Consider the following 24,116-nt stretch of genomic DNA (forward strand, 5'->3'; position numbering starts at 1 on the left):
AGGGCCTCAATATTGAGGCCCTTTTAGTATCTAAAATTTGTGCTTGTAAGCGTATTAGCTGACTAACTTGTTAACTTGCGATTAATCGATTAGCCCATAATCAGCACGAAGCACATCAATGATTTCTTGTTTCGGATTGTCGCTTAATACAATCTCGCCCCCGGTGATTTTCGCCGCGATATCAAGGTAAGTACGAGACAGAGACATCAATGCATCCAAAGGAAGCTCATTGTCACGAGCTAACGCTTCACGCTCTGGCATACGTTCTTTGTTCAAAAGAATATCCGCGTCAGGGAAGTAGTTAAGCAAGAACTGACGGAAACCTTCTTTCGAGTTTTCGACGATGTTGCCCTTGTTGTACTCTTGAGTATCCCAAATACGAGATGAGTCTGGCGTACCCACTTCATCCATGTAGATAAGCTTTTCTTTGCCTTGAGCATCGTTCACGTAGCCGAACTCAAATTTCGTATCGACAAAGGTTTGATCGACTTTTGCTAGCGCTTGGCTAATTACGTTGAAGCCTTCTTTTAGAAGTTTCTCGTAATGCGCAATGTCACTTGCTTGAGTAAAGTTGAACGCTGCGAAGTTGTCTTCGATGTTGTTGCGAGTGATGTTCACATCGTCAGCTTCTGGTACACCAGGAATTCCTTTCAAAATCCCTTTTGTAGAAGGCGTGATCAGTAGCTCAGGTAATTTCTTGTCTTTCTCAAGGCCTTCAGGCATCTCGATACCGCAGAATTCACGTTCGCCGTTCGCGTATGCACGCCACATAGATCCTGTGATGTATTGACGACAAATCGCTTCGATCATGACTGGGCGAGCTTTTTGTACAATCCATACGAATGGATGAGGGATATCAAGAATGTGACTGTCAGCAAGGCCGTTGTCTTTAAACAATTTGAACCAGTGGTTAGAGATAGCATTCAGAGCCGCTCCCTTACCTGGAACTCCTTTAAGATTACCTTCACCACGCCAAATACAATCAAACGCAGAGATACGGTCACTGATCACCATGATGGCTAACGGCGCATCGGGTGCTACGTTATAGCCTTTCTCTTTAATTAGTCGTTGGCTATCTTCTTCAGTTAACCAGTAGACCGAACGAACCTTGCCACTGTGGACAGGTTTATCAGTACGGATTGGTAGGTCATCATTTACGGCAAGAACTTGATCAGCAAGGCTCATTTAGACATTCCTATCTTTTATCAAACGTCATACAGAGAAGTGCGGTGTGCACATGATTAGACGGGCATTATACCCAATCTATTATTTGCTTCCAGATAAAAAGCAAACGATTGCTAATTCTGTTGTTCAAATAAAAACCCCCGCCTAACTATTCGCTAGAAAATTGGCGAATTGTAGGGCAGGGGAAGGCAGTCTGTTGGTCTGTGTTTTGGCGCATGCTGTTAAGTTAACTTAAGTTTGTTAGCTAAAAGATTAAGCTACGTTTGTGAGCTAAATTGTTAAGCGAGGTCGGCTTAATGAATACGCTCTGAAGTTTCATCAATGAAGAACACTTCGCATTGAAAGCGTTGGCCTAACGTTCTCAGGTATTGTTGGCTGAATGAGTCGATAGACGTACTCGCAACGATTGCGCTCGCGTTTCCTGAGCGTATTGCTTTCTCGACTGTCTCTACTTCATTCATTTGGTTCGACGCTTTCATATGGATAACACGCTCGCAGCAAACATTGTGTTGCTTAAGCTGCTTAGCGGATGGTCTTGGTGTTTGAGCAGTAAACAGCAGCCATTGATGTTGATTGGACAGCAACGCCATTCTTGCGAACAACGCTTCCTCGTTTGAGTTTTTGCTTTTACGAGAAACTGATGTAAATGCGCAGTGAACTAGCGGGCTAGAGTGTTGGGCTTTAACGTGTGCTTGAATCATTTTGCTGTCCTTATATACATGCTGTATGTGTATACAGTAGTTTTTGTTGCTTATAAGATCAAGCAGTTTTTGCGGGATTATTGGTCGTTTTATTGCAGATAAGTAAGGGGATGTATCTTAAATTGTTGATATTTATAGTTAAATTAAATTCGACTGATTTTTGTATTTTGTCTCATAAATTGAAAAAATGTGATTTCTATACAGGTGTATACAGTGGTTTTTGCAGAAAAGTACTGTATATACCTGTATAGAAGATAAGAAGATAAACCCCAGATACAAAAAAAGCGCCTTAGGCGCTTTCTTATATTTCAACGGTGTTACTTATCTCAGTGTCGCTTGGGAGAGTTTTGTTCTCATTTCCATTTCACCAATATTGAACTGGCGAACATCAATGGTTGCAATATCATTGCACTCTTTACATGCATGATGACACTTACCATCTAGGTAGTCGTGCTTTTTTACTAGGCTTGGCTTTTTGCACCAATCACAAACGCCTTCTATTGTGAACATATTTTCTCCTCACCTGTTTAAGTCAGGTGTATTTTCGGCGCAAATTATGACACAAGTAAGACCCATTAGTTAATAGTTTGTTACCCGTTTTTGAGAGGGGGATCGATTGCAACACTAATAAAATCGGTATCTTTGCGATCTTGGAAAATGAATATGTGTAGTTGTTTACGGGTTTGTAACATTTTGTAAAATGGTTTTTAGCGCATTGTTCAAACGTTTCATTTCTTCGTCACATCCATGACCGTCAGGGTGATAGATTTTAGAGAGTTGTTTGTATCGAATCTTAATGCTTTTTTGGTCAGGAATAGATTTAGGTGTGTAGCCAAAGAGAGCACAGGCCACTTGCAAAGCATTTAGACCTTTGTTGTTTTTCTGCTTCTTCAATTCGTTGTAGATGGTTTGAAGCTGACGCTTTTGCTGCTTAATGGTGAAGTCTTTCGCACTAAGCTGTGCTTCCAGTGTCTGTTGCTGCTGATTTAACTCACCAGACTTCAGGCCTTGTCGCTTTCGCGAGATAACCAGAGTCGCGCTGATACTCACTATTGCAATCAAAACGGCCAGCACTGCGCCAATCATATAGTCAGAGCTTGTTAGATTAGAACGTGTTGCTTGGTCTCTAGACGTTAGTGCCGAAGGGAAGGTACTTGGTGGATTTGTATTGGCTTCTGCACTGACGTTGTCATTGAGCTGCTCAATCGAAGAGATTTGCTTGGCACGCTGTTGGTTGAACTGTGCTTCCAGAACGCGATTGTAGCCATCTTCTGCATCAGGATTGTTTTTTAAGGCCGCTTCATACCATAGCTGTGCTGCATCTAATGGTTGGAGTAGATCTTTCGCAAGTGAGGACTCATAGATCTTTGCCACCTCACTGGGAGCGCGCTTGTTGCCTTGTAGCGCCGCTTTGATGAACCATTCCAATGCAAGTTTGTTATCTTGCTCTACGCTTGTTCCCGCCAAGTACCATTCGCCAAGTCTAAACTGCGCATCTGCATTGCCGCTGTCCGCTGATTGCGAATACCAATAGAATGCGTCATCGATGTTTTTAGGCACGTCAGTACCCAGCTCATACGATTGGGCTAATCGATACTGAGAGGTTGAGTCTTGAGGTTGTGGAGATAATGAGAGTTCAGTGCTGCTTTCCGCATGAACGAAATGTGGGGCGAACAATTGTATCGTGGAAAAGACTAGGGCTAGAAATAGAGTTCTAAGAAGTGACGATGACCAGAAGTTGGATAAGATAAGCAAAAGATAAGTCTCGTAAAAAAGCCCAGTGCCGATGTATCAGTATGAATACGCTATGTGGCTGAGTGTTAAGTCGTAACGCTTTAAATAAGCCATGCGACTGACAAGCAACTATATAGTGGTTAATTCAATAGATAAAGGTAACAGGGCTTTAATCGTGCTACTTAAGCGGCAAGATTTGAATTTCTACGCGACGGTTACAAGCACGACCTTGAGACGTGTTGTTGTCACATAGAGGGTAGCGCTCACCGTTACCACGAGCAATGGCACGGCCTGCAGCGACATCTTGAGAAATCAAGAATGCACGAACAGATTCAGCGCGACGCTCAGAAAGGATTTGGTTCGATGATTCGCTGCCAGTGCTGTCAGTGTGACCTTCGATCACTAGGCTAGTGTCTGGGTATTCAACTAAGATACGAGCAACACCGCGAAGTGTGTTGTGAATGCTTGATTCTAAAGCGTAAGAACTTGATTCGAAGCCAATGCCGTTTTCTAGACGAAGTAGAAGCTGGTTCTCACCAACACGCTCGACTTGAACGCCAGAGTTCATTAGCTCTTCACGAAGTGCTGCTTCTTGTCGGTCAAAGTAGTAACCAATACCACCGCCAACAGCTGCGCCACCTGCCGCACCAATCAGTGCGCGTTTACCACGATCTTTAGAGTTGTCACCAGTAGCAGCACCAGCAACGGCACCAGCGATTGCTCCAATTAGAGCGCCTTGAGTTGCAGAGTTAGTCTCAGATTCGCCAGTTGTAGCGTTTTGGCGTTGAGTTGCCTGACAACCCGTTAGAGCGACAGTAAGCGCTAGGGCTAGTGTGATTTTTTTCAACGTATTTCTCCATCATGTACTTCTGTCAAACATATAAGTAACGAATGACAACAATTAGTCCTGTAAGTCTTAATGATGGTTTTTATCAATACGCTGAAGCAATGTAAAGTGGCACTATGATTTAGTTATCTTTTTAACTGCTTGGGCACCGCCAACTGGACGATTAACAGACAACTTGCGACCTTTTTTCAAACCAACTTCGTAGTCTGCGGTGAGGTTTTTCATCGCTTCTCTTAGTTGTTGTTTGAAGGTTTCACGGTCAATATTTTCAAATTCTTTATCAATATAGTTATTGATTTTGTTGTTTGACTCGTCGTCCGGGGTAATGGTTGGCAACTTTTCAAGCGCACCTTCTACCCAGCCAGAAACGTAAGAATTTACGCGACGAGTGACTTCGAGTGAACCTGTCCCTGATCCTGCAAAGCTGTTTCTGAATTGGCCAGTATGCTCGTTCAATTCACGATAAATGATGTCGAAAGCAAAGGCAGCGAAGATCGCGCGGTCGGCTTCGCCAATGAATTCCACACGCTTAAGGCCTTTGTGGTTCAGTAACACGGCTTCTACGCCAAACTTAGTGTTGATACCACGAATAACGCGCAACAGTGTAGAGCTGATGTTTGCCGGCAACAGGTGACTGGATTGAGTTTTCCCCATTTTGATAAATTCAATATCGTCTTTCTCGAGACCATATTTCAGCATCAAGTTATGCGCCATCTTTATTGCATTGGCCGCTTCGTTGACGTTCGCTGAATTTCCAAGCTCAAGACACTTGGCTATTTTCTTTAGGGCTTTTTTCTTATCCATCGACTACTTAATCATTACCGCAAATTTTGAAAAGTCCGACATTTTACATGTTTTGTCAGATAACAGAAAGCCCAAACTGGTTTGGATCGTATTAAAAGGGCTCGGATGGGAAGTGTGGAAGGCAATGTAGAGGGGCGATAAAAAACGCCATCAAGAGCATTGATGGCATTAGTGACACAATTTGTCATTATGGCTAGAGCTTTAGCAAACTAGATCCCAAGTTCATCGAGTAGATCTGCTGCTGCATCGTTACCTGAGCTTTGTGCTGGTTTGTTCGCTTCTTGCATTTTTTTCTGAGTCGCTTCAAGAATGCTATCTGGACATTCGTCTTCAGCGATTTCAAATTCTTCCAATTGGATGAATTCTGTCTTATCCATTGCAAGCTCAAGATAGAAGATGTTGTTGTTTGCAGTCGAGAAAGTCACACGACGAGCTTGTGGACGATCAAGGTTAGTATCAACGGAAAGGTTAACTTGCTTGTTCAGTGCCAGCATTTTCGGTTGGTTCTGCGTGATGTTAGTTTGCAGTTCTTTACGAATTTTGTTCGTGAAATCACCAACCAACTGGTTCATTAATTCGCCCAAAACATCGCCCACTTCGTCAGACGTGTGAAGTACCGCGAGTTCATCTTCTGGCATGCCCATGTTACGCATGTAGTTGGTATAGATCTCTAGCGCCGCTTTAGACGTAAAATTGATAACAACAAGACCAGAAAAGCCGCCGTCAAATAAAACGAAGCAACCAAAATCTGGTTTAAGACTGGTTTTGTTAATCTTTTGCACCATAGCTGAATAGGACACCTGAGAAGCCGTCGCTGAAGTGAGTACGCTTGATACTGATTGGCATAGCTTAAGAAGAATATCTTCAGTTGTGACTGTTTTGTTTTTTTTCATTGTTATGTGCTCATGGAGATGTCTTAAACAAAATGTTATTCAGTATATTGCGACTGAATTAAGACGAAAGTGACTATTTCTCCATTCTTGCATTCAGATTCTGATTTGATCATCTTTTTATATGATCTTAATAGTAGTAAAGTGACGAAATTCAAAGAAAATTACTAAAAATCTCAGATAACCCAATGCTGATAGGATCAGCGAAGTAGGGGCAGGAAGCAAATGTTACCAAGACTTCAACTCAATGCTGATGTCGATCCAGTTGTCGTACGCTTTTTAGATGAACTAAAAATAGCGGGCTTTACTGGCGACATTGAGTCTCAATATTCGAGCCGTTTGGCCGTGGCGACTGATAACAGTGTGTATCAGCAATTGCCGCAGGCGGTCATTCTTCCTAAGACAACAAACGATGTTGTTTTGATCGGTAAAGTGGGCGCTCAGTCTGCTTACGAACGAGTGACTTTTTCCCCTCGTGGTGGCGGTACCGGAACCAACGGTCAATCCTTGACGAAAGGTGTCGTGGTTGACATGTCACGACACATGAATAACGTTCTTGAAATTAACGAAAAAGAAGGCTGGGTGGTAGTTCAGTCTGGTGTCGTTAAAGACCAATTGAACGATGCTGTGCGTCCCTACGGCTACTTTTTCTCTCCCGACCTTTCAACCAGCAACCGAGCAACCTTAGGTGGTATGGTCAATACCGATGCTTCTGGCCAAGGGTCTTTGAAATACGGCAAAACCTCTGATCATGTGTTGTCACTGCAAGCCGTCTTCGCAGATGGTTCATGTCTCGAATCCGATTTATCACACGGTTTGCCTGCTGAAGGTGAATTTGCTCACCATGCACTTGCAGTAACTGAGGCCGTTTGTCGAGACAAGCGCGCTCAAATCCTCAATAAATTCCCTCCGTTAAACCGTTTCCTTACGGGCTACGACCTGAAGAATGCGATTAACGAAGAAGATAACAGCTTTGACCTGACTCGTGTCCTATGTGGCGCAGAGGGTTCATTAGCATTCATTACGGAAGCAAAGCTGAACCTCACGCCGATTCCGAAAGCGCGCACACTGGTTAACGTGAAATACAACACGTTTGATTCTGCGCTGCGTAATGCGCCGTTCATGGTAGAAGCGAAAGCGCTGTCTGTAGAAACGGTGGATTCAAGAGTATTGAACCTAGCGAAGCAAGACATTGTTTGGCACACCGTGAGCGACCTGCTGATGGATGTTCCAAATAAAGAGATGCTTGGCATCAACATGGTTGAGTTTGCGGGTCAAGATGAAGCGGAAGTTGAACAACAAGTTCAAGCGCTGACTGCACAACTTGAAAGCATGGTAGAAACCGAAGAAGCGGGTGTGATTGGCTTCCAAGTGTGCAGCGACTTAGCGAGCATAGGTCGAATCTACAACATGCGTAAAAAAGCGGTGGGTCTGTTAGGTGCGGCGAAAGGCCGAGCTAAACCGGTCGCTTTTGCTGAAGATACCTGTGTTCCACCGGAAAACTTGGCGGACTTCATCTCTGAATTTAGAGTGCTGCTCGATTCAAAAGAGCTGAACTACGGCATGTTTGGTCACGTTGATGCGGGCGTATTACACGTTCGTCCGGCACTTGATCTGTGTGACCCGATGCAAGAAGCATTGATGCACGAAGTCTCTGATGATGTGGTTAAGCTAGTGGCGAAATACGGCGGCTTGATGTGGGGTGAGCACGGTAAAGGTTTCCGTTCTGAGTATGGCCCTGACTTCTTTGGTGAAGAGCTGTTTACTGAGTTAAGACGTGTTAAAGCAGCGTTTGACCCGCACAACAAGATGAACCCAGGCAAGATCTGTACGCCATTAGAAAGCGACGCTGAATTGGTGAAAGTCACCGATACCAAGCGTGGCTTCTACGACCGTCAGATCGACGTACAAGTTCGTGATAGCTTCAAACAAGCCATGGAATGTAATGGCAACGGCTTGTGTTTCAACTACGATACGAGCTCACCAATGTGTCCTTCAATGAAAGTCACGGCTGACCGTCGTCATTCTCCAAAAGGCCGCGCAGGCTTAGTAAGAGAATGGTTACGTCAATTAACGGAGCAAGGCGTCGATATTCTCGATTTAGAGCAAGAAGCGCTGAAGGACAATACACCAGTCAAAACCATGGTGGAACGTGTTCGTAATACTATGAACAAACGCCATGAATACGATTTCTCTCATGAAGTTCACGAAGCGATGAACGGTTGTCTTGCATGTAAAGCGTGTGCGAGTCAGTGTCCGATTAAAGTCGATGTGCCGAGTTTCCGTTCTCGATTCTTGAATATCTATTACTCACGTTACCAACGCCCAGCAAAAGACTATTTAGTAGCAAACATTGAAACCATGCTGCCGCTAATGGCGAAAGCGCCAAAGGTTGTTAATGCTGCCTTGGGTCAAAAGTGGATACAAACCGCAACAGCGAAAACGGTTGGTTATGTTGATGCACCGCTGATGTCGGTGCCTACGCTAAAAAATCGTCTGGCGAGCAAAGAACTGCAACTCTTCGATCTTCAATATCTAGAAGGGCTGTCTTCTGAGCAGAAGAAACAGCACGTGTTGATCGTTCAAGACCCGTTTACTAGCTTTTATGATGCAGAGGTAGTCGAAGACTTCGTTACCTTGGCTCAGAAGCTTGGCAAAACACCGGTGTTATTGCCGTTTAAACCAAATGGTAAAGCACTGCACATTAAAGGCTTCTTAAGTCGTTTTGCGCGTGAAGCGAAATCAACATCGGATTTCTTGTCGATGGTGGCGGATATCGGTATTCCTTTGGTCGGTGTTGATCCTGCACTGGTACTTTGTTATCGCGATGAATACGTTGAGATCTTGGCTGACAAGCGCGGAGACTTTGATGTACTGACAGTGCATGAATGGTTAATGCCATCGTTGGGTGAGTTTGAAGCTCGTTCTGCAAGTGAAGAGATGTGGTACTTGTTCGCTCACTGTACTGAGAAGACCAAAATGCCGAACGCTGAAAAAGAGTGGGGCGCTATCTTCAAACACTTTGGTGCTGCGTTAACTAGCGTTCCTGTCGGCTGTTGCGGCATGGCAGGCACCTTCGGGCACGAAGTCGATAAGCTACAAATGTCGAAAGATATATACGGTTTAAGTTGGAAGCCAAGGATGCAAGACTTACCGAAAGAGCGTTGCTTAGTGACGGGTTATTCCTGTCGAAGCCAAGTGAAGCGTTTTGAGGGTGAGAAGCTTGCCCACCCATTACAGGCGCTCGCAAAAATTCTTTAATACATTTAGCCCAGCAATTGCTGGGCTTTTTTCTAAACTAACAATGGAATTGTTAATAAGGAAAGCTATGAGATTTCTAGAGTTAAAAGTACCACCCGTTGCACTATTCATTATTGTATTCATGGCCTCGTACTTCTGTGCTCAGCAGTTGAGCCAAGGAACATTGGCACTGCCTTATGGAATGGCTGTGCTCGGCATCGGGATTGTATTGAGTGGCATCATTGGAATATCAGGCATATGGGAGTTTCGCAAACAGAAAACCACCGTTAATCCGATCAAAGTCGAAACCGCATCCGCAGTCGTGGACAGTGGAATTTTTGGCTACACGCGAAATCCAATGTATCTAGGGCTATTTATCCTACTGTTTTGCTTTGGCTACTTCTTCCAAAACCTATTCAGTGTTTTGCTAAGTTTTGTATTCGTAATTTACATGAATCAGTTCCAAATTAAGCCAGAAGAACGCGCTCTAGAGCAATTATTCGGTGCGGAATATGTTGATTACAAACAAAAGGTTAGACGCTGGATCTGATGTGCATTCAGATACAACTAAGCAATTAAATAAGAATCATTATCGATTGGTTGATCTATATCACAAATTAATGTGTTTTAGGTTTCATATTGATTTCTTATAAAATAGTCTGCGCTTCATTATTAAAATGAATAAAGGCTAGGTAATGAAAATTGTTCAGGCGAAATGGTTGTCGCTAGGTGTCTGTGTAGTGAGTCTGTCTTCAACGTCGGTGTTGGCAGATGTTTCAGCTCGAATTATAAACGGTAAAGAAGCAACACAAGGAAATTGGCCATTTATGGCTGCGCTAGTCTCAAGGAACGTGAATGCTTATGACGGTCAGTTTTGTGGTGCTAGCTTCATTGGTGAACGATATGTATTAACTGCCGCTCACTGTGTGGAAGGTAATGGTCGTGAAGATCTCGATGTGGTGATTGGCGTATCAAATCTTTCGGCCTCTCAAGCTGCACAACATAGATACGCTGTTGAGAATATTTATGTACATCAATACTATAACTCTGTAGCGACAGGCAATGATATAGCGATTATCGAGCTCGTTGATCAGCCATCGGAGTCTGTCGTTAATCTCGTTGATGGTTATGTTCGAGGTAACCTGAATGATGGTCAGATGCTAACGGTGATGGGCTGGGGAGATCAGGATGCATCAGATGGGTATGCATCGAAGAGTGAACTGTACCAAGTCAACGTTCCTTTAGTTAACCAGTACGAATGTAATAGTGTTCCTCACAGTGGCTATGCCTTTATTGGCAGTGATGCATTCTGTGCGGGGTACAGTGATGGTGGTTATGACTCTTGTCAGGGTGACAGTGGTGGCCCAATCGTTGTTTCGACAAATGGAACATATGAGCAACTGGGCATTGTAAGCTGGGGTAAAGGCTGTGCAGAGGCTAACGCCTACGGAGTCTATACCAATATTAGTTATTTTGATGATTGGATTAATGAGCAGAAAGCAGGGTTTAGTTATCGTCAAATAGAAATGCTAGGTGCAAGATTATTGGCGCCTATCTCACATACCTTTGAATTCACAAATAAGTCCGATCAAAATATCGAAGTGAACAGTGTTTATCCAATTTCTAGTAATGATACCGTTATAACAGGCAATGGATGTAGCACTTTAACTGCAGGGCAAAGCTGTGAAGTAGTGGTGAGCTATAACCTAAACTCAATTGGCGAACATGAATTTGGCATTAATGTTGACACTGATTCACTATTGGGCACCGTTACATCAACGGCTTCTGTTATAGGGGCGAGATCTGTAACGAATACTGTGAACTCTTATGTCAGCGTACCTAACAGTGGCATTTACAACACACAGGCTTGGATTACAGAAGGAAATTCGTTGGCCTCACCGTCGATTAGCCACGGTGCATCTACAGCGCTTATTGTTGAGGGTATCCCTGCTGGTACGGTTTCGTTTGACCTAACTGCATCGTCTGAAGCTGATTATGACTTTGTTGAGGTTTATAGTAATGGTCAGAAATTTGATAGTGTCTCTGGCGAGTTTTCTGGTTCGGTGAACCTACCGTTAGTTAGAGATGCTGACAACAGCTTTATGATTACATATGTGAAAGATTCGTCTGGTTCTTCAGGGAGCGACAGAGTTACGATCACTAACTTTGCGTATACCGATGAGATAAAGATATCTAAGTCTGAGGGCACACAGAATGCAAAAAGCTCAGGCGGCGGCAGCGGTGGTTCACTGGCTTGGCATTGGTTACTCGTCCTTTTCGGTGGTTTGATTGTACGAAAGTTACCTTCACCACTGAAGTTTAAAAAGTAATCAGTACAAATATAATTTGATGGTTAAAAACTAAAAAGCCCAGCTTGAGGATATCAAGCTGGGCTTTATTGATCTTGTTCTAGAGCTATTTACACCACTTGATGTAAATAAGAATGCTGATTATGCAGCGGCTGCGAACTGAGCTAGAAACATCTCTTTACGTTCGTTGAAGCGGTTTACTAGGTCGTCGACAGAAGCTTGGTCGTATGGCTTAAGGCCACTTGCTACCATGCGTTTCACGCCTTTACCGACTACTTCACCGTCTTCTTTGAAATCAAAGTTTAGTGTCACGATGCCACGCTTACCTTCAACGTCAAAAGTCGCACCAGAGAATTCAACTTCTGGGTGAGAAAGATCTAGGCGAGTAAACTCAACTTCCATGCTCTCGTAGATTACAAGAGGGCGTTGACAGTTGATCATCATTTGTTGTTCTTCCATAAGAGGAACCATGATGTGTGGAAAGTTCATACCAGAGAACTTAACGTAGTTTGTGACTACGTGTTCGATGAATGCTTGATCGTGGCTCTTTTCACCTTCACAAGACATGTGTAGGTACTCTTTGCCTTTCTCGTCAACCAGTGAGCTTTCTTTCTCGCACTTGTTGTCAACGCTTAGCGCAATACCGTTACCCACCATACCTGAAAAATCAAAACGCATTTTTTGGCTGATGCCTTCTTTCTGCAGAAGAACTGCAAACAAAAGGTCGCCAGGCACGCAGAAGCGTTTGTTGTCTTCATCGTGAATAGGGTTGAAGTCAGCCGCTACTTTTTTAGCAAAGTGGCTAGCCTGTTCACGAGTGAATTGAAATTGATTGTCTTCAGTAGAAAAGTAAGGTGTCAGAAACATAGTATCGCTATTAGTCATCAAATCTGGAGTGGATTATAGCTAACTAACTTCGTTCTAATGGTCTATCCAGTTAACTTTGCTTATATATCAGTCAATTAGATAAACACGTTGGATGGTATGTGACGATTTTAAGGGAGATATGGCCTTTGGCTCAATGCAACAAGGGCTAATCGATAGCCCTTGTCTATGTAACACTTTAATTGGTGTCGACTAAAGTATTTTAAGTACTAGAAACTGCACAGAGTACCTTCTGGCATTAGGTGATTATGAACGGATAACTTGAGTAACAGGTTAGCTTGTTCAATGTCTGGAGCAAAATATCTGTCTTTGTCGTAGAAGCTCACTTTTTCACGCAAAATCTGCTTCGCTTCTTCCACACGAGGAGAAGATAGATTCGGAGCGCGGAAGTCTAGCCCTTGTGCTGCTGCCAAATATTCTACTGCCAATATCCCACGGGTGTTTTCAGCCATGTATCTAAGCCTACGAGCGGCAAAGGTGGCCATTGATACGTGGTCTTCTTGGTTTGCAGAAGTAGGTAGGCTGTCTATTGACGCCGGATGAGCCAAGGTTTTGTTCTCACTTGCCAATGCTGCAGAGGTAACCTGAGCAATCATAAAGCCAGAGTTCACGCCGCCGTTATCGACTAAGAAAGGTGGAAGTTTGCTTAGCGCACTATCAATCAACAACGCCATTCTACGCTCTGACAAGCTACCGATTTCAGCTATCGCTAGTGCAAGGTTATCCGCAGCCATTGCGACGGGTTCTGCATGGAAGTTACCACCAGAAATGATGTCGCCATCGTCAGCGAAAACTAGCGGGTTATCGGATACGGCATTTGCTTCAATGTTTAAGGTTTCTGCTGAGTTACGAATTTGCTGTAAACAAGCACCCATTACTTGAGGTTGGCAACGTAACGAATAAGGGTCTTGAACCTTTTCACAACAAGTGTGTGATTCGCCAATTTCACTTTTTTGATCAAGCATATGGCGGTAAGCAAGTGCTGCATCCATTTGGCCACGATGACCACGAACGCGGTGTATACGAGGGTCAAACGGACGACGACTACCTAGCGCTGCCTCAACAGACATCGCACCACACACGGTTGCAGACGCAAACAAGTCTTCAGCTGCGAACAGACCTTCTAATGCAAATGCAGTTGATGCCTGAGTGCCATTCAACAACGCTAAGCCTTCTTTAGGAGCAAGTGTGATTGGCTCTAAGCCAGCGATCTGCATTGCTTCTAAGCCTGTGATGATTTTGCCGTTGTGGCGTGCTTGGCCTTCACCTAGTAGAACTGTACTCATGTGTGCAAGGGGAGCGAGATCTCCAGATGCACCCACAGATCCTTTTTGTGGAACACATGGGTAAACTTGTGCGTTCACTAGATCGATAAGAGCGTTGATTACCTTGAGTCGGATACCTGAATAGCCACGAGACAAGCTGTTAATCTTTAGCACCATCATCAAGCGCACAGTTTCATCAGACATGAATTTACCAATGCCCGCCGCGTGAGAAAGTACGATACTTTTCTGTAGTACTTCTAAATCTTCAGGCGCAATTTTGGTATTTGCTAATAAGCCAAAACCCGTGTTGATACCATAAACAGTGCGATCTTCAGCAATCACTTGTTCTACGACGTGCATGCTCGCTTCAATATCAGGAATCGCTGCTGGATCAAGTGATAAGTTCACAGGGCTACGGCTAATCTTACGCAGTTCAGGTAGGCCTAGAAGTCCTGGTTTAAGTAATAAATTCAACATGTTTTCTCCAGACATTAAAGGCGACGAAGTTCTTCGTTTAGCATAGGTAAATCAAGCTTCTGCTCTTTAGCACACTGCTTGGCAATATCGTAACCCGCATCAGCATGACGCATAACGCCAGTGGCCGGATCATTGTGAAGTACACGAGCAATACGCTGTGATGCATCTTCACTGCCGTCACAACAAATCACCATTCCTGAGTGTTGCGAGAAGCCCATTCCAACACCGCCACCGTGGTGCAGAGAAACCCATGTTGCGCCACCCGCAGTATTTAGAAGGGCGTTCAATAGAGGCCAATCTGATACGGCATCTGAGCCATCCATCATGCCTTCTGTTTCGCGGTTCGGACTTGCCACTGAACCTGAATCTAGGTGGTCACGACCGATAACAACTGGTGCTTTCAGTTCGCCATTCTTAACCATTTCATTGAATGCTTGGCCTAAACGTTCACGATCTTTCAAGCCGACCCAACAAATACGCGCTGGTAAGCCTTGGAACTGAATGCGTTCACGCGCCATGTCTAGCCAGTTGTGTAGATGTGGGTTATCTGGAATCAGTTCTTTTACTTTTTGGTCTGTTTTGTAGATGTCTTCTGGGTCACCAGATAGGGCAGCCCAACGGAACGGTCCGACGCCCTCGCAAAATAAAGGTCGTATATAGGCTGGAACGAAACCTGGGAAATCAAATGCGTTTTCTACACCTTCTTCCAATGCCATTTGGCGAATGTTATTACCGTAATCTACGGTTGCAGCACCGCGGTACTGAAGATCTAGCATAGCTTGAACTTGAATCGCCATTGATTGCTTAGCGGCTTTCACCACTTTCGCTTCATCAGCTAAACGTTCTTGAGCCGCTTTTTCCATTGTCCAACCTTGAGGCAAGTAGCCGTTCAGTGGATCGTGGGCAGAGGTTTGGTCAGTCACTACGTCAGGCGTGATATTGCGTTCAACTAACTCTGGGAATACATCAGCAGCGTTGCCTAATAGGCCAACAGAGATTGGCGTGTCTGATTCTTTAATCATCGCCATCGCTTCATCGATGCTGGTGGCTTTTTTGTCTACATAGCCAGTGCGCAAGCGGTAGTCGATTCGTGATTCATCACATTCAACCGCGATCATTGAGAAGCCAGCCATAGTTGCAGCAAGAGGTTGAGCACCACCCATGCCGCCAAGACCACCCGTTAAAACCCACTTGCCGTTTGCTTCGCCTTGAAAGTGCTTCTTCGCGATAGCAACAAACGTTTCATAAGTGCCTTGAACGATGCCTTGTGAGCCAATGTAAATCCAGCTGCCTGCTGTCATTTGGCCGTACATCATCAAGCCTTCTTTATCGAGCTCGTTAAAGTGCTCCCAGTTCGCCCAGTGTGGAACAAGGTTAGAATTCGCGATCAGTACGCGAGGCGCGTTTTTATGAGTCGGGAACACGCCTACAGGTTTACCTGATTGAACAAGCAGCGTTTGGTCGTCTTCTAAACGCTCTAATACTTCAACAATCTTGTCATAACATTTCCAATCACGCGCAGCGCGACCAATACCACCATACACAACCAGTGCATGTGGGTGTTCTGCCACATCAGGGTCTAGGTTGTTCATCAGCATACGCAGTGGTGCTTCTGTTAACCAAGATTTAGCGCGCAAAGTGGTGCCATGAGGTGCGCGAATTTCGCGAGTCGTGTCGAGACGAGGGTCACTGTTGTGGTGTTCCGTCATTTTGGAATTCCTTCTGTTTCACGTTATATCGTTGTAGTTGTAGTTGTAGTTGTAGTTGTAGTTATCGGTATAGCTGGATTAGTCACTGGCCATTGCATTGGCTATATCCCAACACAAACGTGCCGCCAATCGAGCCGTTTGGCCATCGATGTCGTAGTCTGGGTTGTATTCCGCAATGTCCGCGATAATGAGTTTTTCACTGTGTTGGAAAATCTGTTCTAGAAAAGGAGCGAGTGCTTCATAGCTCACGCCTCTTGCCGCTGGTGCACTTACGCCCGGCGCAGTCGCTGCTGGGAATACGTCTAGGTCGATAGTGAGATAGAGGTAATCACATTCAGCGATGAATTTTTGCAACTTAACCAGTTGAGCGACTTGGTTAACTTGGGTCATGTTGCGGTCGTGTTCATACCAAACACCTAGTTGGTCAGCTTTGTTAAACAGTGCTTTGGTATTACTGGCTGCACTCACACCAAGACAAGCGTAATGAAACGGCCATTGATGCTTGTGGCAGTAATCGCTGATTTGATTAAAAGGCGTACCTGAACTGGGTTTAACATCAGCAATGTCGCTTTCGAATTCTCGAAGATCAAAGTGAGCATCAAAGTTAACGATGCCGATCTTAGGTTTGTGTACCGGCTGATCTTTATCAAGGCGTTTTGCTTTATGTAAATGCTCAGCAAGACCTTGGAACGATGCCCAAGCAACTTCGTGACCACCGCCAAGGGTAATCACTTTGTTGGTTGATAAAGCATTAGCAATAACAGAAGCACACTGTTTTTGACTCACTTCGAGTTGACCATCGTTACATTCGATGTCACCAAGATCCGCGATGTGCGCGTCACTGTGCCAAGCCATATTAGCCAACGCTTGACGAATCAGGTTAGGTGCTTGTTTCGCGCCTACGCGTCCTTTATTTCTTGCAACTCCAGCATCGCTGGCAAAGCCAACTAGGGCGATAGCACCGTCAGTAAGCTCGTTACTTTGAACTTGGCTGGTGATGTGATGTACGCGTGTGCCGAGTGCTCCATCTTCAAGATCATTACGCCCAGTCCACAAAAAGTCATGTACGGTTTTTACGCTCTCTTGAATGCCGTTGGACTTAGATTGAGTCATGACACACCTCGCCATTAACAATGCGTTTATACAGATGTGGAACACCGACTTGATAGCTTAAGTCGGCAGGGTGGTCGATATTCCAGATAGCCAAATCTGCGGCATAACCAACTTCAACTTTGCCTTTGGTTTGTGAGTCGCCAATGGCAGCCGCAGCATGACAAGTCACACCACGCAGTGCTTCTTCAGGCGTCGTACCAAATAAGGTGCAGCTCATGTTCATCATCAGCGTTAAGTCAGCAAAAGGGGATGTGCCGGGGTTTAAGTCGGTCGCGATCGCCATTGGAATGTTGTGTTCACGAAGTAGGGCGACGGGCGGCTGTTGAGTCTCTTTCAGGAAATAGAAAGCGCCGGGTAGCAAGGTCGCAACTGTGCCTGATTCTGCCAGTGCTTTTACTCCAGTTTCATCAAGGTACTCAACATGGTCGACAGAGAGTGCGCCGTATTTTGCTGCAAGCGCACTGCCACCCATATTAGAAAGTTGTTCTGTGTGGCCTTTAATCGCTAGTCCATGTTCTTTGGCTGCTGCAAATACACGTTCGGTTTGTTCTAGGTTGAAGCCGATAGATTCACAGAACACGTCAACTGCATCGGCGAGCCCTTGCTCTGCGGCTTTAGGAATGATCTCTTGGCAAACCAGATCGATATAGCTGTCCGGTTGTTCTTTATATTCAGGTGGCACAGCATGGGCTGCAAGGAGAGTGGTGGTGATCTTAATACGACGATGATTTTCTAACGCTTTAGCCGCGCGTAACATCTTGAGTTCATCATCAATCGTTAAACCATAGCCAGATTTTACTTCGATGCTGGTTACGCCACTTCTTAGCAGACCATCGAGTCTAGGCAAAGCCATTTCAACCAGTTCGGATTCTTGTGCTGCGCGGGTCGCGGTTACTGTCGCTAGAATGCCGCCGCCTTGCTTAGCGATGTCGGTGTAAGAAACACCATTCAAACGCTGCTCAAACTCGTTGGCGCGATTCCCCGCAAATACGAGATGAGTATGGCAATCAATTAACCCAGGTGTTACTAGCTTGTTCTTGCAATCATAGGTGATGTAATCCAAAGAACCATCAACACTTATTTGTTCTAATTCGGAAGCAAGTGCCTCGTGGTTTGAACAAGAGATGGACACGATATTACCGTTTTCGATAACGATATTTTGAGGGGAAGAGGGCTGATAACCATCGGATCCCGAACTCATGGAGACCACTCGTGCGTTTTTGAGGATCAAATTCATAATCACCTAGATCTTTGCTAAACATTAAATGTATATACAAATAAATAGGCTAAACGCTGACCCGAATCAAGTTGATGTTGCAAAAATGTGATCGGCGATCAGGATGATGTTCTTTAATCTAGAAGTATCTTGGAGCTTAATTTGTACTTAGAGCCAGGATGGTAGAGCAATGCAAAGCTGATGAGCCGTTCTTTGCTCCATGTTCTTCTATTCAAAAGAAGGCAAGGCTCTGATTCAGAAAGCTTTAGTGACGTTCTGATTTGAGAGTCAGGAATAATGGCTTCAACCGTGTGTTCGATAGCACTCAACGGGCAGCTTTTTGAAAGGTATTCATTGGGTGTCGAGGTTGAAAAGTCTTGCTCTAGGTATTTTGGAGCGGCTTGAGAGTTCACCCAACGCGCTTCCAATTGTATTGGTGCGTTGTCCGCAAAGTGGATGATTTCACTATAGAATACTTCGGCGTTAATCATTACGCCTAACCGTGTGGCGGTGCTTTCATCAGCCTTAATGCTATCGTGTTTGATAACTTGGCTAGCATACGTTTGGCCTCGGTCTTTGATCTCTTGCGAGATGTTGTTGATATCAAGCAGCGGAGATTGCGCCTTTTCGTCTGGTTCACAAACAAAAGTACCCAGCCTTGGCTTCCTAATTAGCTTGCCTTCAGACACCAGATCTCGAATGGCTTTATTGACCGTCATTCGACTCACATTGAACTGCTCGGTGAGTTCGAGCTCTGTGGTGATTTGATAACCAACCGGCCAATGACCACTGCTGATCTTGTCGTCTATGAACTGTTTTATCTGAAGGTAGAGCGGCGCTTTCGACATAATGAAACCTTATTTGACTATACAAATAGAGTAACTGAATTTTTCACGATTTCAACATTTCCTCGGGCAATGTGACCTTATTCAACATAGATGGGGCAAATTGCTTGATTCTGTGAGGCAAGTGTCGCAAATTGTCACGCAATAACTATTCGTAAATCAGATAATTAGAAAGGGAAATGATATGTTTAAGAAATTAAAGGCCTCGTTGGGCATCGGTGCCGCAAAGGTTGATACCGTCTTAGATAATATTGAAGTTTTCCAGGGTGGAGAGTTGTCTGGCAATGTTCACATTGTTGGCGGCGACGTTGAGCAACAAATTGACCTGATCAACTTAGTTCTTAACACAGAAGTAAAAGTAGAAACGGAAGACAGCACCAGCTACGAAACCTTTTCACTGGGTCGTATTCAAGCCGTAGAGCCTTTCGTTATCCAACCGGGCGAAACCAAACTGGTGCCATTCCGTCTTAAGTTAAATGACGAAACGCCAGTCACCGCGTTGAATGCACAAATGAATCAATGTCATGTGTGGGTTGAAACCAACCTAGATATCGGTTTCGCGATTGACCCTAAAGACCGTGATTTTATCTCCGTACACCCACTGCCAACAGTTGCTAAAATCATCCAAGGCGTGGAAACATCAGGTATGGCAATGGTGAAAGCTGATGTAGAGAAGGGCTTCTTGAAAGGCAACAACTTTGCTTCTCGATCTGGCTGTTACCAAGAGATTGAATTTCGTAGCGGCGGTTTCATGAATAACAAAGAGATCGAGCTGTCATTCATCGTTGAAGGCTCTATGGTTCACTGCCTAGCAGAAATTGACCGCTCTATGAGCTTTCGAGGCGACCAATACATCTCATTCAGCATGCCTGCAAACGCGGCTGACTCAGACATTCGCAACGCGGTATCAAGAATCATGAGTGCGTAGTTGCCTCTGTTAGTAGTCGCTCTCTCTATTGTTAGTGACAGTACAATTTCAAAGCCGAACTTAACTGTTCGGCTTTTTGTTCTTTTATTAGGAATTTCACTCGCACTTGTTATGCTATTGAGTGTAGTGAGGTTGGGTTAATATACTGTAGAATGTACCAACTTTTGTATAGTAAAAGAGTGCAGCTTTGCTTAGTAAGCCCCATATAAAGTTTTATATCATTATCAATCAATGACACTTGATACAGCATCTCCTAAAGCTATTAGAGATCGTGCTATCTATTTAGAAGATGATTTTGTTCTCGATCGATACAAACTTGAACCTCTACTTGCACGAAAAGCTTGGTATTCATCACCATTGCAGTTTAACGACCCTTTTGAAGGAGAGTTCAACTTTGATCTCGCCAGTTCGAAGGGGGAGCAGTTTATCGACATATGCTCAATGGCGAGTAAAGAAAACATATTAAATGAGAAAATGACTAGCCATGCAGTCAATGTTAGTCAGCTCCCACAACAAGAGTTAGTCCGACAACTAGAATTGGCATTGCCCTTTATTAGCAGAACATTTAAGGATGTGATTAAGCGTATTGTCGGTATCTACTGTATGAGTTCAACGCCAAAACAAGCGACAATGTGGGCTCACTATGGAGGAAATCATCAAGGCATTGCATTGGAGTTTGAACGTAATGAAAGCAACATTTGCGGTCTTGAAACTTATGAAGTCGATTATTTTGATGAGCCACCATTGATATCATTTAGTAAGGTCTTAAATGAGGTCTTGGGTTTGCGTCCTCAACCTGGCTTCGAAAGAATGGACGCTATAGGGAATAGTGAACTTAAAAAGCTCCTCTACAATAAAACAAAGCAATGGGAGTATGAAGCCGAGTGGCGTTCTCATCAAGGATCACCTGGTTTACATGATATGCCCGGCAAACTTACAGCTATAGTATTTGGCACCAAAGCTCCTAGTTGTCTTGTAAAATATTTGATGGCTCAACCTGAATTAAAAAATATCAAATTCAAGTTTTTAGTTACTGATAAAAATCGATACGAATTTAAAGTCGTAGATCATTATCAGTATATGATTCAAGGTGCTCTTGAGAAGAACCAAGACCCAGATATGTCACTTTTTGACGTTTGATTGTTGAAAGGTTAAACAGTCGTGATCATTTAACTGTTCTTTACCGTTTGTCTTTTGGGCTATTCACCATTGATGCCGATAGGCCAATTGGAAGGCAACGTCGGTAGAGTTATCCATATTGAAGATGTTTTCGATGATGGATATCTCGATAGCTGAACGTTGCATTAGGTAGCGATACCCAAGCATTATTTCATTAGCGGCTTCTGAAAATTCAGTGTCACCACCTTCTGCACCTTCATACCAACGATACTCAAGGTGTAACTCATGGTTTTCAAATAGCGTGAGTTGATAACCGCCCATCCATGACCATGTCGTTTTCTTATGTGAAAAGCCATTTTCTATCTCTCGATTAGACTGATTGGCGAACCCTAAGCTTGTGTAAAAGGTATTGATGTCGAGTTGGTAAGCATAGTTGAATTGAGCGCTTTGCTCGTTGCTGCTTCCTTCGAAGGCGCCGTGGCTGACATTGTTATGATAGAGGGATACGCCAAAGGATAAGCCGTGGTTTTCAAGGTCTATGATTTGGTATTGAGTGTAGAGGGTGAAAGCGTTAGTCAGCGTGTCGCCAGAGAAATCTCTAGTATTTATGTCGTGGTCTGGCGCGTAAATATCAAATTGGTGTCGGTCTTTTCGATCTCGTCCTGCTTGGTCGAGGCCAAGTAAATCGTGGTAGTTGATGGTTATTTTATCGAGGTGATTGTTAGCAGCGTATAGCCAGCGATAATTGAACTCGACTTGCCATGCTGTTGTTAGTTGCCATTTCAGGCCTGTTTGAAGTTGGTTCTGATAATAGTCTAAATGATAGTCGTGAGAGTTAGCCCAGATACTTGCGGCGGTTAAAGAAGCAAACACTTCAACCTTATTTTCTTCGAGTGGAAAGCCAGAGCGGAGCGTTGGAGTAAGACGAACTGACTGTAATGGTGCTTGGGTATAACTGATTAGCGGTCCGTAATCTTTGTTGGCCCATGCGGTTGGAATAAAAACAACCGTTGCTATTAGTAATGGTAAAAGTGGTTTGAACGATATAACAGTGGCCTGTTTTTCCATATGCATCTCATCCGCATTCCGTTGCTTCTATATAGCTTAGCTCTAAATAACTCGTTTGTAAGAGATAAGTTGGAAGAGCGAACTCAAAAGAGATAGGAGAATTAGTTGAGTTGATACCGCTTGATTGGAAAGAGGGTTCCAAGGAGCAAGGAAGTTAACACTACTAAGATAAAACCTTATGAAACGAAGTGGTTGGAGAGCGTGCAGATTCTCTCTGTCATTGTCATTTCATATAATTTCGTTACAATGTTCGGCTACTCACAAATGGGGCATCTGTATTTGCTTCTATGTGGGTATCTTTATTATGCATATATCTCCGATCAACATACTCGTTGATTGAAAAACATATATTAAACATTTTCATGTGTTGCTTGGTGTGCAACACCACTGTAAAGGACAAATAATGCCAATTATTACTCTTCCTGACGGTAGTCAGCGTCAATTTGACAACCCTGTATCAACTCTAGATGTTGCCCTATCAATCGGTCCTGGTCTTGCGAAAGCAACCATTGCTGGTCGTGTAGATGGCGAGCGTGTTGATGCTTGTGATCTTATCGAAAACGATGCAAGCCTAGAAATCATCACAGCTAAAGATGAAGTTGATGGCCTTGAGATCGTTCGTCACTCTTGTGCTCACCTTTTAGGTCACGCGATTAAGCAGCTTTTTCCAGAAGCGAAAATGGCGATCGGTCCTACCATCGATAACGGTTTCTACTACGATATCGACCTTGAGCACTCTCTAACGCAAGAAGATCTAGAAAAGATTGAAAAGCGTATGAAAGAGCTAGCGAAGACCAAGTATCAGGTTGTTAAGAAGAAAGTTAGCTGGCAGGAAGCGCGTGACGCATTCGAAGCTCGCGGCGAGACTTACAAAATCGAAATCTTGGATGAGAACGTTTCTAAAGACGATCGTCCAGGCCTGTACCATCATGAAGAATACATCGATATGTGTCGTGGTCCACACGTTCCACATATGGGCTTCTGCCAACACTTCACACTACTTAACGTAGCGGGTGCTTACTGGCGTGGTAACAGTGACAACAAGATGCTTCAACGTATCTACGGCACTGCATTCCACGACAAGAAAGCGCTTAAGGCTCACCTAGTGCGTCTAGAAGAAGCGGCTAAGCGTGATCACCGTAAAATCGGTAAGCACTTAGATCTATTCCACATGCAGCAAGAAGCACCAGGCATGGTGTTCTGGCATCACAACGGTTGGACTATCTTCCGTGAGCTAGAAGTATTTATTCGTCAGAAGCTGACTGAGTACGATTACCAAGAAGTTAAAGGCCCATTAATGATGGACCGTGTTCTGTGGGAACGCTCTGGTCACTGGGATAAGTACGCTGAAGCGATGTTCACGACTTCTTCAGAGAACCGTGAATACGCGATCAAGCCAATGAACTGTCCTGGTCACGTTCAAATTTTTAACCAAGGTTTGAAATCTTACCGTGATCTACCGCTACGTATGGCTGAGTTCGGCTCATGTCACCGTAACGAGCCGTCTGGCGCACTTCACGGCATTATGCGTGTTCGTGGCTTCACTCAAGATGATGCTCACGTATTCTGTACTGAAGACCAAGTTCAGCAAGAAGTTAAAGCTTGTATTGAAATGGTTTACGATACTTACACAACTTTCGGTTTCGAAAGCATTGTTGTTAAGCTATCTACTCGTCCAGAACAGCGTGTAGGTTCAGACGAAATGTGGGACCGTGCAGAGGCCGATCTTAAGCAAGCGCTTGAGGCGATGGAGATTGCATACGCTGTCTCTTATACACATC

20 protein-coding genes are annotated in these 24,116 nt (G+C 44.3%); 6 read left to right on the plus strand and 14 right to left on the minus strand.

The genetic code is table 11. From position 1 onward, the window contains the following. Positions 1-81: 81 nt before the first annotated feature. The 7 genes from OW495_RS17665 to OW495_RS17695 form a co-directional block, all read right to left on the minus strand. Complete coding sequence (locus tag OW495_RS17665) at positions 82-1,185, minus strand: phosphoribosylaminoimidazolesuccinocarboxamide synthase (protein ID WP_017632354.1); 1,104 nt, start codon at positions 1,183-1,185, stop codon at positions 82-84. Between the two features lie 293 nt (positions 1,186-1,478). Further along, positions 1,479-1,886, minus strand: coding sequence for a SulA-like leucine-rich domain-containing protein (locus OW495_RS17670; protein WP_017106714.1), 408 nt, complete (start codon positions 1,884-1,886; stop codon positions 1,479-1,481). Positions 1,887-2,207: 321 nt separating this feature from the next. Then, positions 2,208-2,396, minus strand: coding sequence for a hypothetical protein (locus OW495_RS17675; RefSeq protein ID WP_017078672.1), 189 nt, complete (start codon positions 2,394-2,396; stop codon positions 2,208-2,210). Between the two features lie 165 nt (positions 2,397-2,561). Beyond that, the gene (locus OW495_RS17680) at positions 2,562-3,641 is read right to left on the minus strand and encodes a J domain-containing protein (protein WP_289887592.1); all 1,080 of its coding nucleotides are present in this window, start codon (positions 3,639-3,641) and stop codon (positions 2,562-2,564) included. A 157-nt stretch (positions 3,642-3,798) separates the two neighbouring features. Continuing rightward, complete coding sequence (locus tag OW495_RS17685; protein ID WP_065111151.1) at positions 3,799-4,467, minus strand: OmpA family protein; 669 nt, start codon at positions 4,465-4,467, stop codon at positions 3,799-3,801. A 114-nt stretch (positions 4,468-4,581) separates the two neighbouring features. Then, on the minus strand, positions 4,582-5,271 hold the full coding sequence (locus OW495_RS17690) for a DUF2786 domain-containing protein (RefSeq protein ID WP_029223537.1): 690 nt from the start codon (positions 5,269-5,271) through the stop codon (positions 4,582-4,584). Between the two features lie 209 nt (positions 5,272-5,480). After that, positions 5,481-6,164, minus strand: a complete 684-nt coding sequence (locus OW495_RS17695; RefSeq protein WP_017106717.1) for a DUF3334 family protein — start codon at positions 6,162-6,164, stop codon at positions 5,481-5,483. A 222-nt stretch (positions 6,165-6,386) separates the two neighbouring features. On the opposite strand from OW495_RS17695, the gene OW495_RS17700 reads away from it, so the two are divergent. The 3 genes from OW495_RS17700 to OW495_RS17710 all read left to right on the plus strand — a co-directional run bounded on the left by OW495_RS17700 (position 6,387) and on the right by OW495_RS17710 (position 11,731). Continuing rightward, on the plus strand, positions 6,387-9,422 hold the full coding sequence (locus tag OW495_RS17700) for an FAD-binding and (Fe-S)-binding domain-containing protein (protein WP_289887593.1): 3,036 nt from the start codon (positions 6,387-6,389) through the stop codon (positions 9,420-9,422). 67 nt (positions 9,423-9,489) lie between these two features. Further along, complete coding sequence (locus OW495_RS17705) at positions 9,490-9,951, plus strand: isoprenylcysteine carboxylmethyltransferase family protein (RefSeq protein ID WP_289887595.1); 462 nt, start codon at positions 9,490-9,492, stop codon at positions 9,949-9,951. A 151-nt stretch (positions 9,952-10,102) separates the two neighbouring features. Next, positions 10,103-11,731: a trypsin-like serine protease gene (locus OW495_RS17710; RefSeq protein ID WP_289887604.1), complete on the plus strand. Its 1,629-nt coding sequence runs from the start codon at positions 10,103-10,105 to the stop codon at positions 11,729-11,731. A gap of 120 nt (positions 11,732-11,851) precedes the next feature. Here OW495_RS17710 and OW495_RS17715 read toward each other — a convergent pair whose 3' ends face one another. The 6 genes from OW495_RS17715 to hutC all read right to left on the minus strand — a co-directional run bounded on the left by OW495_RS17715 (position 11,852) and on the right by hutC (position 19,223). After that, entirely contained in the window at positions 11,852-12,577 is a 726-nt protein-coding gene (locus OW495_RS17715) for a DUF3581 domain-containing protein (protein WP_010438254.1), read from the minus strand. 227 nt (positions 12,578-12,804) lie between these two features. Beyond that, the gene (gene hutH / locus OW495_RS17720) at positions 12,805-14,337 is read right to left on the minus strand and encodes a histidine ammonia-lyase (protein ID WP_017085756.1); all 1,533 of its coding nucleotides are present in this window, start codon (positions 14,335-14,337) and stop codon (positions 12,805-12,807) included. A gap of 14 nt (positions 14,338-14,351) precedes the next feature. After that, the gene (gene hutU, locus OW495_RS17725) at positions 14,352-16,046 is read right to left on the minus strand and encodes a urocanate hydratase (RefSeq protein ID WP_065103379.1); all 1,695 of its coding nucleotides are present in this window, start codon (positions 16,044-16,046) and stop codon (positions 14,352-14,354) included. 78 nt (positions 16,047-16,124) lie between these two features. Next, positions 16,125-17,159 carry a formimidoylglutamase gene (gene hutG, locus OW495_RS17730; RefSeq protein WP_289887596.1) on the minus strand — a complete coding sequence of 345 codons (1,035 nt, stop codon included), beginning with the start codon at positions 17,157-17,159 and terminating at the stop codon, positions 16,125-16,127. After that, positions 17,146-18,396 (minus strand): imidazolonepropionase, encoded by a 1,251-nt coding sequence (hutI, locus tag OW495_RS17735; RefSeq protein WP_102514574.1) that lies wholly within the window; start codon positions 18,394-18,396, stop codon positions 17,146-17,148. Before hutI ends, hutG begins: the two co-directional genes overlap by 14 nt. 113 nt (positions 18,397-18,509) lie before the next feature. Further along, positions 18,510-19,223, minus strand: coding sequence for a histidine utilization repressor (gene hutC, locus OW495_RS17740; protein WP_102514573.1), 714 nt, complete (start codon positions 19,221-19,223; stop codon positions 18,510-18,512). A 181-nt stretch (positions 19,224-19,404) separates the two neighbouring features. On the opposite strand from hutC, the gene OW495_RS17745 reads away from it, so the two are divergent. Both OW495_RS17745 and OW495_RS17750 read left to right on the plus strand, forming a co-directional pair. Then, positions 19,405-20,148, plus strand: a complete 744-nt coding sequence (locus OW495_RS17745) for a sporulation protein (protein WP_102514572.1) — start codon at positions 19,405-19,407, stop codon at positions 20,146-20,148. 231 nt (positions 20,149-20,379) lie between these two features. Next, complete coding sequence (locus tag OW495_RS17750; RefSeq protein WP_289887599.1) at positions 20,380-21,288, plus strand: DUF2971 domain-containing protein; 909 nt, start codon at positions 20,380-20,382, stop codon at positions 21,286-21,288. Between the two features lie 63 nt (positions 21,289-21,351). On the opposite strand, the gene OW495_RS17755 is transcribed toward OW495_RS17750, so the two are convergent. Next, complete coding sequence (locus OW495_RS17755; RefSeq protein WP_102326529.1) at positions 21,352-22,335, minus strand: DUF3187 family protein; 984 nt, start codon at positions 22,333-22,335, stop codon at positions 21,352-21,354. A gap of 403 nt (positions 22,336-22,738) precedes the next feature. Here OW495_RS17755 and thrS point away from each other — a divergent pair. Further along, positions 22,739-24,116: threonine--tRNA ligase (gene thrS / locus OW495_RS17760; protein ID WP_289887601.1), on the plus strand; the 1,378-nt coding region annotated here is incomplete at its 3' end.

The organism is Vibrio sp. 14N.309.X.WAT.E.F5, from assembly GCF_030397615.1.
GTDB classification, from domain to species: domain Bacteria; phylum Pseudomonadota; class Gammaproteobacteria; order Enterobacterales; family Vibrionaceae; genus Vibrio; species Vibrio lentus.